The organism is Streptomyces sp. A0592 (genome assembly GCF_004795115.1).
GTDB classification, from domain to species: domain Bacteria; phylum Actinomycetota; class Actinomycetes; order Streptomycetales; family Streptomycetaceae; genus Streptomyces; species Streptomyces erythrochromogenes.
Genome location: NZ_SSBM01000010.1, coordinates 11,877 through 25,926 on the forward strand (window position 1 = coordinate 11,877; position 14,050 = coordinate 25,926).

The 14,050-nt window shown below is 71.4% G+C and carries 7 protein-coding genes; 6 read left to right on the forward strand and 1 reads right to left on the reverse strand.

What is annotated here, in order from left to right:
• Window positions 1-145: 145 nt before the first annotated feature.
• On the reverse strand, window positions 146-3,274 hold the full coding sequence (locus E6U81_RS16490) for a BTAD domain-containing putative transcriptional regulator (RefSeq protein WP_168714645.1): 3,129 nt from the start codon (window positions 3,272-3,274) through the stop codon (window positions 146-148).
• 435 nt (window positions 3,275-3,709) lie between these two features.
• Here E6U81_RS16490 and E6U81_RS16495 point away from each other — a divergent pair, with 435 nt between their 5' ends.
• The 6 genes from E6U81_RS16495 to E6U81_RS16520 all read left to right on the forward strand — a co-directional run bounded on the left by E6U81_RS16495 (window position 3,710) and on the right by E6U81_RS16520 (window position 13,992).
• Window positions 3,710-5,047: a SidA/IucD/PvdA family monooxygenase gene (locus E6U81_RS16495; protein WP_136230841.1), complete on the forward strand. Its 1,338-nt coding sequence runs from the start codon at window positions 3,710-3,712 to the stop codon at window positions 5,045-5,047.
• Between the two features lie 11 nt (window positions 5,048-5,058).
• Window positions 5,059-6,438 (forward strand): diaminobutyrate--2-oxoglutarate transaminase family protein, encoded by a 1,380-nt coding sequence (locus E6U81_RS16500; RefSeq protein ID WP_136230842.1) that lies wholly within the window; start codon window positions 5,059-5,061, stop codon window positions 6,436-6,438.
• Window positions 6,435-7,253, forward strand: a complete 819-nt coding sequence (locus tag E6U81_RS16505; protein ID WP_136230843.1) for a homoserine O-succinyltransferase — start codon at window positions 6,435-6,437, stop codon at window positions 7,251-7,253. Before E6U81_RS16500 ends, E6U81_RS16505 begins: the two co-directional genes overlap by 4 nt.
• A 16-nt stretch (window positions 7,254-7,269) precedes the next feature.
• On the forward strand, window positions 7,270-8,523 hold the full coding sequence (locus tag E6U81_RS16510) for an aspartate kinase (protein ID WP_136230844.1): 1,254 nt from the start codon (window positions 7,270-7,272) through the stop codon (window positions 8,521-8,523).
• Between the two features lie 13 nt (window positions 8,524-8,536).
• Window positions 8,537-9,838, forward strand: a complete 1,302-nt coding sequence (locus E6U81_RS16515) for an MFS transporter (protein ID WP_136230845.1) — start codon at window positions 8,537-8,539, stop codon at window positions 9,836-9,838.
• Between the two features lie 74 nt (window positions 9,839-9,912).
• Window positions 9,913-13,992: a non-ribosomal peptide synthetase gene (locus E6U81_RS16520; RefSeq protein WP_136230846.1), complete on the forward strand. Its 4,080-nt coding sequence runs from the start codon at window positions 9,913-9,915 to the stop codon at window positions 13,990-13,992.
• Window positions 13,993-14,050 lie beyond the last annotated feature (58 nt).

Below are 14,050 nucleotides of genomic sequence, written 5' to 3' on the forward strand. Positions count from 1 at the left end.
CTCCGGTCTGTCTCAGAGTCCTTCCGCCGCAAGAGTCCTGCGCACGCCGATGACGTCCGTGCCTGATCTCTTGCTCTCCGCCATCTCGCGTGGGTCGACGTGGATGGTGGTCTTCTTCACGATGGATCGCCGTCCGTTTCCGTGGTCAGTGGATCGGTTGCAGAACCGGAACTCTAGGCAGGGTCACTACCGGATTCCTTCCGGTCACTCTGCGTGCAACCTGGGCGAGGATCGACTCGAGGCGGTGGGCGGGTGCGGGGGTGCCGACGCAGGCGGACAGCTCGGCGAGTTCCATGCGCAGGACCCGGCCCGCCGCCTGGTCCCCGACGTCCAGTGCCTGGCAGAGCAGCTCGACGGCGGAGAGCAGCACATGGTGGACGGGCTCCGCGCCCAGCCACCGGATGGACTGGGCCAGCCGGTCGACGGCCCGGTCGATGTGGCCGTCGGCGAGTTCCAGGGAGGCGAGCACGTAGAAGAGCTCGCCCATGCCGAACTCCAGGTTCATGTCCCGCAGGACGGCGTGCCCCTCCTCGATGAACCGCCGGGCGGACGGGTCGCGCAGCTCCAGCAGGCTGAGGCCCAGGGTGAGGCCGCTGAACGCCTCGTACGGGCGGTCCCCCAGCTCGTGGAACGCGGCGAGGGCCGTCTCCGCCTTCTCCCTCGCCTCCTGCAGCTCCCCGCGGTGGCGCAGTACGACGGCCCAGTGCCGCAGCGCGAGGGCTTCCTCGCGCCGGTTGCCGGCCAGCCGGCTGAGCCGGACCGCCTCCTGGAAGGCGGCCGACGACAGCTCCCAGCGCCTCTGTTCGTAGCGGATCGTGCCCAGTTCGCGGGCGGCCAGCGCCTGCGCGAGCCCGCTGGAGGAGGCCAGCGCGGACTCGGCGGCCCGCGTCACCTCGGTGAGGGCCGGTCCCAGCCGGCCCAGCGCCCGCAGCGCCCCGGCCCGGATCACCCGGCACTCGCTCTCCAGGGCGCCCAGGCCCAGCTCCTCGAAGACGGCGCCCGCCCGGTCGGCGAGTGCCAGGCCGGCGTCGGGGTCCCTGCGGATGCAGCGCAGACCGGCCAGCCGCAGGGACATGACGCCGACACCGATGCTGTCGCCGTCGGCTTCGGCCGCCTCCAGGGCCAGCCGGTGGCCGGCCTCCCAGTCGTCGTAGAGGTGGCGCAGCTCCAGGAAGTCGGTCGTGCTGTCGGCCAGTTCCCAGGCGATCCGGCCGAATCCGTTCGAGCAGGCCATCGCGACCGCGGACGCCAGTGCCGGGCGCTCGGCCTCGAACCAGAGGTAGGGGTCCTCGACGATGTAGTCGACGTCGGAGCGGTCGAAGCCGTCGTAGCGGTTCGTCGCGCCCTGCTGGGCGGCCGGCCACGGCCGGGACCGCGCGCCGGTGATGCGCTGCGCCGCCGTGGTGGACAGGGTGAGCCACCCGTCCAGCACCCTGGAGAGCGCTTCCCGGCACTGCGCGGGCGAGTACTCGGCCTGGGCGCGCTCCTTGGCGTAGAGGCGGACCAGGTTGTGGTAGCGGTACCGGGTCTGCCCGGCGGCGTCGCATCCGACGACGTCGAGGAGCTGGGTACTGACGAGTTCCTCGATCAGGTCCTCGGCCTCGTCGATGGTGATGCGGAGCAACGGGGCGAGTAACCACGACGCGAAGTCCGGTGTGTCGATGAGCCCCAGCAGGCAGAACGCCTCGCGCTCCAGCGGCTCCAGCTCCTGGTAGCCGGTCGCGAGCGTGGCCCGCACCTCCAGGTCGCCGGAGACCAGCACGTCCAGTCGCCGCCGCTCGTCGGCGAGGCGGCGGGCGAAGCGGGTGATGCCGCCCTGGGAGTGCTGGGCGAGGCGCGCGGCCGCGATCCGCACGGCCAGGGGCAGGTAGCCGCACAGCCGGGCGACCTCCGCCGTGGTGGCCTCGTCGCCGACGAGGCGGTGCTTGCCCGCGATCCGTTCGATCAGGGCTCCGGACTCCTCCGCGTTGAACACGTCGAGGTCGACGTGGGTGGCGGATTCCAGTCCGGTGAGCCGGGGCCGGCTGGTGATCAGTACGACGCAGCCGGGCGAGCCGGGGAGGAGCGGTCTGACCTGCGCCTCGCTGACGGCGTCGTCGAGCAGGATGAGCATGCGGGAGGAGGCGGTGCGGCTGCGGAAGAGTTCGCTGCACTCCTCCAGGTCGTCCGGTATGCCCTCCTCCCCCACGCCGAGCGCGCGCAGGAAGCGCTTGAGCGCCACCAGAGGGGCCAACGGCCGGGCGTCCGCGGTGCGCAGGCGTATGTACAGCTGCCCGTCGGGGAACTGCTCGGCCACGCGGCGCGCGGCCTGCACCGCGAGGGTGGATTTGCCGACCCCGCCCTTGCCCGAGACGGCGACGAGCGCCAGGGACTCCTTGTCGCCCGTCGTCAGCGTCTCGCGGATCCGGCCGACCTGGTCGGACCGGCCGGTGAAGTCGGCTATCGACGGCGGGAGCTGGGCCGGTACGACCTGGGCGATGGGGGACCAGACCCGCTCGGGTCTCTCGTCGGCGGCGGGAGCCTTGCGGGGCAGATCGAGGCCGGGGCCGCCGACCAGGATCGCCTCGTGGAGCCGTTGGAGCTCGCCCCCCGGTTCCAGGCCGAGCTCCTCGGCGATCAGGGTGCGCCCGGCCTGGTAGACCGCGAGTGCGTCGGCCACCCGGCCGCAGCGGTAGAGGGCCAGCATCAGCTGGCCGCGCAGCCGTTCCCGCAGCGGCTGCTCCCCGACGAGCGCCTTGAGCTCGCTGACGAGTTCGCCGTGGCGGCCCAGGGCGAGCTCCGCCTCGATCCGCTCCATGACGACGCCTATCCGGCGCTCCTCCAGCGCCGGCGACTCGGTCCGGATCAGCTCCTCCGTACCGTCGGCCAGTGGCTCCCCCCGCCACTGGGCGAGGCCGGCGCAGTACGCCTCCACCGCGTCGAGTTGACGGTCCTGCCCGAGCGCGGCTCTCGCGTCCGCGACGGCCTGGTCGAACGTCAGCAGGTCGAACCGGTGGTCGCCGAGCTGGAGGCGGTAGCCGTTGCCCGACCGGATGATCAGCTCCGGCCCGAACTCGCCGCGGAGCTGGGACACGCACTTCTGGACTTGGGCCACAGCGGTCGGCGGCGGCGATTCCCCCCACAGGATCGCAACGAGTCGTTCCACCGGGACGACGTGTTCGGAGCGGAGCAGCAGCGCCGCCAGCACCGATCTCGTCTTGCGCCCGTTGAGCCTGACTGCGAGTCCGTCGCGCCATGCCGTGATCGGCCCAAGAACACGGAACTCGAATGTCACGCAGCCCCCTCTTGATCCCGGTTCCGCCGATGCGGACACGGGACTCCCACCCCCACCTGATGACCTGCGCTTCTGGACGATACCGCACGGTCGGAAGCCTGGCGGAAGGCAACCGGTAGCGGTGAGTGAAAAGCTCATTACATCTCGGACGGCTACGGAAGCTGCAGTTCAAATGACCAGAAATGCGGACACCGAAAAACCGGCCGGGGGCATCGCCGGCCCCGCGTCGGCAAGCGACCTCACCGGCCCGGACGCCGCCCAGTGGGCGGTCCCGCACGCAGCGGGGCCCCACAGCGACGGCGCGTTCTTCGCCGGCCGTCATGCGGCCGGGCCGTACTCCGACGGCGCTTGCGCGGATGTGCAGGCGGTCTCCCGTCCGTGAATCAGCCGGCATGCCGTCGGCATGCCTGTGCAACTCAACTTTGGAGATTCAGCGTGCACGATGCATATGACGTCCTCTGTGTGGGGTACGGACCCGCGAACGTCGCCGTCGCCGTTGCGTTCGAGGAGCTGTGGCCGGGTGCCCGGGTGAAGTTCCTGGAGCGCGAGCCCGGCCCCTACTGGCAGCGCGCCATGCTCCTGGACGGCTCTGACATCCAGAACAATCCGCTGCGCGACCTGGTGACGCCGCGCAACCCGCGCAGCCGCTACACCTTCACCAACTTCCTGCACGAGCAGGGCCGCCTCTTCAAACACCTGAACCTGCCGTCCCACTATCCGCTGCGCAAGGAGTACGCGCGCTACGTCCAGTGGGTCGCCGAGACCGTCCAGGCCGACGTGGACTACGGCCGCGAGGTCACCGGCATAAAGATGGACACCTCCGCCGACGGCCCCCTGGTCGAGGTCACCGTCGCCGACGGCACGACCTACCACGGGCGCTCCGTCGTGGTGGCCCCGGGCCGTACCCCGAACGTTCCCGCCGTCTTCGGCGACGTACCTGCCCCGCACCTCTTCCACACCTCCCAGTTCCTGCCCAACATTGCCGACCTGGAGCGGGACTTCGACGGCACGCTCGCCGTGGTCGGCGCCAGCCAGAGCGCGGTCGAGGTGGTGCTCGACCTGATCGCGCGCTTCCCCGCCGCCCGCATCGTCAACGTGATGACCGGCTTCGGCTACCGGCTCAAGGACACCAGCCCGTTCTCCGAGGAGGTCTACTTCCCGGAGTTCGTCGAGTACTACTTCCACGCCACCGAGGAGGGCAAGAAGCGGCTGCGCGACCAGCTGCGGCCCACCAACTACTCGGCCGCCGACGCCGACGTGGTCAGCGCCCTCTACATGCGCATGTACGAGGACGAGCTCGACGGCCGCGAGCGGATCCGGCTGGCCACCAACCGCCGCATCGAGTCCGTGGAGCGCACCGCCGAGGGCGTGGCGCTGGACGTCACCGAGCACATCACCGGCGAGCGCGAGCGGATCCACGCCGACCGCGTGGTCCTGGCCACCGGTTACCTGGACCTGGGGATCACCGGCCGCACCGAGCAGCTCCCGCCGCTGCTCAAGGACCTGGCGGACGTGCTCGGCGTGACCGACGACCAGCCCCTGTCCGTCGGCTACGACTACGGCGTGGTCCCGCACCCGGCCTTCGAGCGCGAGGTGCCGCCGATCTTCGTCAACGGGCTGTGCGAGTCCACGCACGGGCTCGGCGACGCGGGCTCCTTCAGCCTGCTGGCGCTGCGCTCCCAGGCCATCGTCGAAAGCCTTGAGCGGCGCCTGGTCGCCGAGCAGGGAACTGCCGACCTCGTCGCCGCCCAGGCGGCCGGCTCCGAGATCTGAGAGAGACGATCATGCAGACCCTTGATACGACCTCGCCGAAACCGGCGGTCGACCTCGCCCGGCCCGGCCCCAACGGCCGCGTGCTCCTCGACAGCCAGGCCGCCACCGAGTCCAACGCCCGCACCTACCCGCGCCGGATCCCGGTCGCGATCGCCGAGGCGTCCGGTTCGTACATCACCGACCTCGACGGCCGCCGGTACATCGACTTCCTGTCGGGCGCCGGCGTCCTCGCCCTGGGCCACAACCACCCCGAGCTGGTCGCCGCCGTGACGGAGCAGCTGCCGAAGCTGACGCACGGCCTCGACTTCCCGACGCCGGTGCGCGACGAGTTCAAGCGCCGTCAGATCGCGATGCTGCCCGAGCACATGCGCGACGACGTCAAGATGCACTTCTGCGGCCCCACCGGCTCCGACGCCGTCGAGGCCGCGATCAAGCTGTGCAAGAAGGCGACCGGCCGCGGGCAGGTCGTCGTCTTCCAGGGCGCCTACCACGGCTCCACCCAGGGGGCCATGTCCCTGACCTCGGAGCACGCGCCGAAGACCGGCCTGCAGAACCTGCTGCCGGGCATCCACTTCACTCCGTACTCCTACTGCCACCGCTGCCCGATCAGCCTCTCCCCGGGGAACTGCAACACCAACTGCGCCGAGGTCCTGGTCAACACGCTGACCGACACCCACGGCGGGGTGCAGCTGCCGGCCGCGATCATCATGGAGCTGGTCCAGGGCGAGGGCGGGGCCATCCCGGCCCGCCGCGAGTTCGTCCACCGGGTCGCGGACACCGCCCGCGAGCTCGGCATCCCGCTGATCGTCGACGAGGTCCAGACCGGCTGCGGCCGCACCGGCACCTGGTTCGCCTTCGAGCAGTACGACATCACCCCGGACGTCGTCGTGGCCTCCAAGGGCCTGTCCGGCATGGGGCTTCCGGTCGCTGCCATCCTCTACCGCAAGCACCTGGACACCTGGTCGCCGGGCAGCCACATCGGCACCTTCCGCGGCAACAACCTCGCCTTCGCCAGCGCCAACGCCTTCCTGGACGTCGTCGAGCGCGAGGAGCTGCTCCCGCACGTCCGCGTCATCGGCGAGTACCTGCTCGGCGAGCTGAAGCGGCTCGGCGACAGCCCGCTCGTCTCCGACGTGCGCGGCCTGGGCCTGATGCTCGGCATGGAGATGGCCGGCACCGCGACCGTCGACGCGACCAAGGTCGCGGCCCGGTTCCAGCAGGAGGCGCTGAGCCGCGGACTGATCGTCGAGCTCGGTGGCCGCGGCGACAGCGTCGTACGACTGCTGCCGGCGCTGAACATCACCCATGAGATCGCCGACGACGCCGTGGCGATCCTGCGCGACGCGCTCGCCGCGCTGGAGGCGGAACTCGCCGCGGAGGCGGTCCGATGAGCACGCTCGTCTCCGGGGGAACCGGCCGGCCGCCGCGGATCGGCATCGTCAACCTGATGCCGAACGCGGAGCAGTACGAGAACTGGCTGCTGCCGCAGCTGGCCCTGTCGGGACCGTTCGAGCTGCAGTGGATACGCATCTCCTCCCGCCGCTACAACCTGGACGACCCGGCCCGCATCGCCGCGACCTACCGCACCTACAAGGAAGCCACCGCGGACGCACCGCTGGACGGCCTGATCGTCAGCGGTGCCGCGGTGGAGCACCTTCCCTTCGAGGAAGTGCGGTTCATGGACGAGCTGAACGAGATGGTTCAGGACGTCCACGCCCAGGGCTCTCCGCTGCTGGGCCTGTGCTGGGGTGCGATGGGCGTGGGCAACCTGATCTACGGCCTGCCCAAGGACATCTACAGCGCCAAGATCTCCGGCATGTACGAGACCGAGCTGCTGGCGCAGGACGGCCCCGTCGCCTCGTCCCTCGACGACCGCTTCTGGTCGACGCACAGCCGCTTCGCCGGCTTCGACGACAAGGCCCTGGACGCCAGCACCACGGTCCGCGCACTGGCCCGGGCCGAGGGCGCGGGCACCGTGATCGCCGAGTCCTACGACCACTCCGTCCTCATGCACACCGGGCACCCCGAGTACTACGGGTCGCGCCTGGCGGAGGAGTACCGCAGGGACGTGGACCAGCAGGTGGCCGGGGTCAGGGCACCGGTGGGCGTGGACCTCGACCAGCCGCTGCGGCTGTGGCGCAGCCACAGCCTGGCGTTCTTCGCGAGCTGGGTCCGACTGGTCGGCGACCAGTCGGCCGCTCGCTAGAGGGCAGGGGGGACCTGTGTCCACAACACACCCGGCCGGGCGCGCACTGCGGCCGGTCGTATGGAAGTTCGGCGGCTCCTCGGTGGGCGACATGGACCGGCTGCGCCGGGTCGCCCAGCGGCTGGTCGAGGCCAGGCGGGCGGGGGCGGACGTCGTCGCGGTCCTGTCCGCGATGTCGGACACGACCGACGACCTGCTGGAAATGGCGAACATCCTCACGGCACAGCCCGACGCCCGGGAGCTCGACGCGCTCCTCGCCGTCGGCGAATCCATGTCGTGCGCGCTCGCCGCGATCGCCGTGCACGAGCTCGGCGAGCGCGCCGTCTCGCTCAACGGCCGCCAGGCCGGAGTGCGGACCGACACCGCGCACGGCAACGCCCGTATGCAGTCGATCGACCCGGCCCGGATCGTGGCGGCCCTGGAGCAGGGACTGATCGTCCTGGTCACCGGCTACCAGGGCGTCACCGACGACGGTGACGTGACGACGCTGGGCCGCGGCGGCTCGGACGCCTCGGCGATCGCGGTGGCGGCGGCGCTCGGACTGTCCGAGTGCGACATCTGGACCGACGTCCCGGGGGTCTTCACCGCCGATCCCCGGGTGGTCCCCGACGCGAGGCGCCTGGAACGGCTCGGCCACGAGGACATGCTCCAACTGGCCGAGGCGGGTGCCCAGGTGATGCAGCCGCGCGCGGTGGAGCTCGCGGCGGCGCACGGCGTCGCCATCCACGTCCGGTCCTCGTTCACCGGCGAGCCGGGGACATGGATCACAGAAGCCAGGGAGGAGAACGACATGTTCGAGACGGCCAGGATCATCGGCGTCGCCCACCGTCGGCACGACCCGCTCTACCAGGTGGACAGCCTGACTCCGGCACAGGTCTCGGCGGCGCTCGCCGGACACGGCCTGCCGGTCGGATCCATCATCGGCAGCCCGGGCGAGCTCCGGTTCACCTCGCCCGGCGCCGAACCGCAGGCGGTCATCGCCGCCCTCGGCGACATCGGCGCCACCGTCAGGGTCCACGACGAGGAGCTCGGCAGCGTGAGCGTGGCCGGGGACGCCTGCGGCAACCGGTCCGAGGTCACGCTGCAGATCCTGGAGTCCCTGGAGCGCACGGGCATCAGACCGGTGCTGGTCACCAGCACGCCCAGCCGGGTCTCCTGCCACGTCGCCTCCGGTGCGGTCGACGAGGCCGCCCGGGTCCTGCACCGCGCCTTCAACCTGCACACCGACGCTGCCGCCCCGCAGCCCGTCGGCGCGGGACTGGCCAACTGAGAGGGGCGAGAGCATGACCACCACGCAGGAGCGCGAGGACACCGCGGGACGGCGCGGCGTCCTCGCCAACCGGGACTTCGTCAAACTCTGGAGCGGGCAGACGGTCTCCCTCGTCGGCTCGCAGGTGACCGACATCGCGCTGCCGCTGGCGGCGGTCATCACCCTGAACGCCAGCGCGTTCCAGATCGGCCTGCTCAACGTCGCCAGGTTCGCACCGTACGTACTGGTGACCCTGCTGGCCGGAGTCTGGTTCGACCGGCGGCGCAGAAAGCCGACCCTGATCGCCTCGGACGCGGTCCGGGTGCTGCTGATCGGTGCCCTGCCGCTCGCCCACCTGCTCGGCGTGCTCTCGCTCCCGTGGCTCTACGTCGTCGGGTTCATGGCCGGCGTGGCGACGGTCCTCTTCGATGTGGGGATCCTCTCCTACATCCCAGGGCTCGTCGACAAGGACGACCTGGCGGACGCGAACAGCAAGATGACGGCCAGCTACTCGGTGGCCGGCATCGCCGGCCCCGGGCTGGCCGGCTTCCTGGTCGGCGCGCTGACCGCGCCCGTCGCGCTGACCGTGGGCGCCACCACCTACCTGGCCTCGGCCGTGGCCCTGTGGTGGATCCGCCGCCCGGAGGCCGAACCGGAGCGGCCCGCCGAGCCGAAGTCGGTCCGTGCCGACATCGTCGAGGGCCTTCGCACCGTCGTCGGCAGCCGGATCCTGCGCCACCTGGCGACGCAGTCGGCCGTGTTCAACCTGTTCGAGAACGTCATGACGACGGTCTTCCTGGTCTACGCCGTGAGGACGCTGGGAATGACCCCGTTCCAGCTCGGACTCGTCGTCGGCGCCGGCTCGGTCGGCGCGCTGCTGGGCGCGACGTTCTCCGGGCGGATCAGCAAGCGCATGGGCTTCGGCCCGGCGCTGCGCCTGGTCACCCTGCTGGCCTGCCTGTCCCCCCTGGTGCTGCTCGTGCCCGGCGACACCGGCCCCGTCTCCCTGACGATCCTGGGCACGACGCTCGCCGTGCACGGCTTCCACCTGGCCGTCTTCAACGTCAACTCGCTGACCCTGCGCCAGACCGTGACACCGGCCCGCCTGCTGGGGCGGATGAACGCCAGCTACCGCCTCATCCTGTACGGCACGATCCCGCTCGGCGCCCTGCTGGCCGGCTCGCTCGCCTCCCTGTTCGGGCTGCGCGCCGCCCTCGCCGTCGGCGTCGCGGGCATCGCGCTGCCGGCCGTGTGGATCGTCTTCTCGCCCGTGTACCGGCTGCGCGAGATGCCACAGGGTCCCGTCGAAGCGGACCAGCCCGAAACCGTTGCCTAAGTCACGCGCGGCCAAGTCGTGACCGTGCATCCGACGCCGCCTCATCCACTGCTCGAAAGAAGGACCAACCAGTCATGTTGACCGATTCCCAGCGGGCCGCGCTGACCGCCAGGCTGCGTCGCACGGCCCCCCCGATCTCGTCGATCCCCCGCCGCTCGCCCGCGCTGCGGGACCTGCCGCTCTCGTACGGCCAGGAGCAGCTCTGGTTCATCGACCAGCTGGCTCCCGGGGAATCCACCTACACCATCGCCGGCGCCGTCCGCATGACCGGCGCCCTCGACCGCCCGGCCCTCGGCTCCGCACTGGACTCCCTCGTCGCCCGCCACGAAGCCCTGCGCACCCGCCTCGTCACCGTGGACGGCGCGCCCGTCCAGGTGGTCGACCCGGCCGCCCCGGTCGAGCTGGCCTTCCTGGACCAGCGCTCCGTCGCCGCCGACGACATCGAGCAGCACTGGCGGGCGGCGGCCCAGGAGGAGACGGCCCGCCCGTTCGAGCTGGAGCGCGGCCCCCTGTTCCGCGCGCACCTGCAGCAGCTGGCCGATGAGGACCACGTCCTGCTGATAACCGTCCACCACACCGTCTTCGACGGCTCCTCGTTCCCCGTGCTGCTGGCGGAGCTGTCCGAGTCGTACGCCGGCGCCGTCGCCGGTACGGCCGCACAGCTGCCCGAGCTGGCCGTCCAGTTCGCCGACTTCGCCGTCTGGGAGCGCGACCGGCTGCAGGGCGACACGCTGAAGGAGCTGACCGACTACTGGAGCGAGAACCTCCAGGGCGCACCCGTCCTCCAGCTGCCGACCGACCGGCCCCGCCCCCTCGTCCAGACCTACCAGGGCACTACGGAGTCCAGGGACCTCGGCGACAAGATCCTGACTCGGCTCACCACCCTGGGCCGGGACGAGGGCGCGACCCTGTTCATGACCCTGATGGCCGCCTACCACGTCCTGCTCCACCGCTACAGCGGCCAGGACGACATCGTGGTCGGCACCGTCAGCGCCAACCGCAGCCGCCCCGAACTGCAGCCGGTGATCGGCTACCTGATCAACACCCTGCCGGTCCGCGTCGACCTGTCCGGCGACCCGACGTTCCGCGAGGTGCTGGAGCGCACCAAGGCCGCCAGCCTGGGCGCCTTCGGACACCAGGACCTGCCCTTCGCGAAGATCGTGGAGGCGGCCAAGGCCCCCCGCGACCCCTCGCGCTCCCCCGTCTTCCAGGTCGGCTTCATGCTCTCCGACGACCAGAAGCGCGACCTCCGCCCGGGCGGCATGACCTGGGCCTCCGAGGAACTCCCCGCCGAGGCGGCCAAGTTCGACCTGCTCGTCTCCGCCGTCGAGAGCAGCGGCCGGCTGGGGCTACACCTCAGCTACGCCACCGCCCTGTACGACGCGGCCACCGCGCAGCGCCTGCTGGGCCACTTCGAGACGCTGCTCGACGGCGTCGTGAACGACCCCGAAGCCCGCATCTCGCAGCTGCCGATCATGACCGAGGCGGAACTCCACCAGGAACTCGTCACCTGGAACAGCGACAAGGCCGACTTCCCCGACTGGAACCTGCACCAGGCCTTCGAGGCCAAGGTCGCGGCGCACCCCGACGTCATGGCCGTCGAACTCGACGGCGAGGGCCTGACCTACGCCCAGCTCGACGCCCATGCCAACCAGGTCGCCCGGCGGCTGCGCGAGCTCGGCGTCGGCCCGGAGTCGCTCGTCGGCGTCAGCATGCAGCGCACGGTGCGCCGCATCGTCGGCCTGATGGGCATCCTGAAGGCCGGCGGCGGCTACGTGCCGCTGGACCCGGAGTACCCGGCCGACCGCCTCGCCTTCATGGTCGAGGACGCGAAGATGAGCGTCGTCCTCACGGACGAGGCCAGCGCGTCCGCGGTGCCGACCGAGGATGTCACCGTCCTGGACCTGGACCGGTCCTGGAACGAACTCGCCGCGCTGGACGACAGCCCCGTCGAGGCCCTCGCGAGCCCGTCGGACGTCGCCTACGTCATCTACACCTCGGGCTCCACCGGCCGGCCCAAGGGCGTGGTCGTCGAGCACCGCAACGCCGTCAACTTCTGCTACGCCGAGATCGAGTTCTGGCCGCTCGGCCCGGGCGACCGGATCCTGCAGTTCGCCTCGCTCAACTTCGACGTGTCCGTCCTGGACATCTTCGGCGCGCTGCTGTCCGGCTCCACCCTGATCCTCGGCAGCACGCAGACCCTGCTCTCCCCGCCGCGGCTGGCCGACCTGATCCGCGGTGAGGGCATCACCTTCATGTGCCTGCCGCCGGCCGTGCTGAACCTGCTGGCCGAGGAGCAGTTCCCCAGCCTGCGCGTGGTCATCGCCGGCGGCGAGGCCTTCTCCTCGGAGCTGGTCCGCAACTGGGCGCGCCCCGGCATGCGCTTCATCAACGGCTACGGCCCGACCGAGACCACGGTCGGCTCGACCATGGCCCGGTGCCAGGACGACGGCATCGACCCGCCGCCGATCGGCCTGCCCCTGACGAACTACACGGCCTACGTGCTGGACAAGCACCTCAACCCGGTACCGGTCGGCGTCGCGGGCGAACTCCACATCGGCGGGGCCAGCGTCACCCGCGGCTACCTGGGACGGCCGGAGCTGACCGCCGAGCGCTTCGTCACGGACCCGTTCAGCGAGGTTGCGGACGCCCGCATGTACAAGACGGGCGACCTGGCCCGCCGCCTGCCGGACGGCAACCTCCAGTACCTCGGCCGCCTCGACCACCAGGTCAAGATCCGCGGCCTGCGGGTGGAGCTCGGCGAGATCGAGGCCGTACTCGCCGCCCACCCCTCCGTCGCCCAGGCCATCATCATCGTCGGCGAGGACCAGGCCGGCCAGAAGAACCTCATCGGCTACGCGCGGACCAACCCCGACGCGCCGGCCGTCACCACCGCCGACCTCCGCGCCCACCTGGGCGAGGCGCTGCCCGCGTTCATGGTCCCCGCCCACCTGATCATCCTCGACACCTTCCCGCTCAACGCGAACGGCAAGGTCGACCGCACCGCCCTGCCCGAGCCGGACGGCGCCGGGGACGCGGGTGACTACGTCGCCCCGCGCACCATCCTGGAGACGGTCCTCGCCGACATCGTCTCCGACATCCTCAAGCTGCAGCGGGTGGGCATCGAGGACAACTTCTTCGAGATGGGCGGCAACTCCCTGCAGGCGATGCAGGTCATCACCCGCCTGCGCAAGGACCTCGGGGTCGACACGGACGTGACCGCGATCTTCCTCGCCCCCACGCCCGCCAGGCTCGCCGCGACCCTGGTCGCCAAGCACGGCCTGGAGGACGCCCCGCTGGACGACCTGGAGGGCCTCGACGAGACCGCCGAAGCCGCCGCACCGGCCCTCGCCGCCGCGCCCTCGGGCTCGGACACCATCGTGCCGCTGTCGGAGAGGACCGACGGCGACCCGCTGTTCCTCATCCACGCCGTCGGCGGCACCGTCTACCCGTACTTCGGCCTGATGCAGGAACTCCAGGACCGCTACCGGGTGCTCGGCGTGCAGGCCGCGGGCCTGAAGGCCGGCAGCGAGCCGCGGCAGGACCTGGAGGAGATGGCCGACGCGTACACCGCGGCCGTCCGCGAGGCCCAGCCGTCGGGCCCGTACCGCCTGGCCGGCTGGTCGATGGGCGGCCTGCTCGCCCTCCAGGTCGCCCGCCGCCTGGAGGCGTCGGGTGCGCAGGTCGCCCTGGTCGGCCTGCTGGACACGCCCTTCTCCGCGGACGACGTCTCCGGTGTGAGCGAGCAGGCCTTCGCCGCCCAGTTCGTCCTGGACGGCGCCCGGGCCCTCGGCCCCGACGCGGGCGAACTGCCCGACCCGGTGACCACCCCGGTGGCCGAACAGCTGCGCTGGTTCGGCGAGAAGCTGACCGGCGGCTCGGGTGACGCCGAGGAGGTCCAGGAGGACATCAACCGCAGGTTCCAGGTGTTCAAGGCGCACATCACGCTGATCGGCGGGCACCGCCCGGAGCCCGTCGCGGCCCCCGTCGTGGTCGTCTCGGCCGAGCAGTCCCCGGACCTGTCGGCCCAGTGGACCGCCCTCCTCGGCACGGACACCCGCACCGTCCGCGTACCCGGCGACCACTACACCTTCCTGCGCGCCCCCGGCGTCCAGCAGGCCGCCAAGGCCCTCCTCGGCACCGCCGGGCACTGATCCGCGTCGGGCGGTGTGCGGCGGATACCGACGCCGCACACCGCCCGACGCCCCACCC

What these genes read in the sequence shown, in the direction of transcription:
- E6U81_RS16505 (WP_136230843.1), top strand. Translation starts at nt 6,435, where the DNA reads ATGAGCACGCTCGTCTCCGGGGGAACCGGCCGGCCGCCGCGGATCGGC.
- E6U81_RS16520 (WP_136230846.1), top strand. Translation starts at nt 9,913, where the DNA reads ATGTTGACCGATTCCCAGCGGGCCGCGCTGACCGCCAGGCTGCGTCGC.
- E6U81_RS16500 (WP_136230842.1), top strand. Translation starts at nt 5,059, where the DNA reads ATGCAGACCCTTGATACGACCTCGCCGAAACCGGCGGTCGACCTCGCC.
- E6U81_RS16515 (WP_136230845.1), top strand. Translation starts at nt 8,537, where the DNA reads ATGACCACCACGCAGGAGCGCGAGGACACCGCGGGACGGCGCGGCGTC.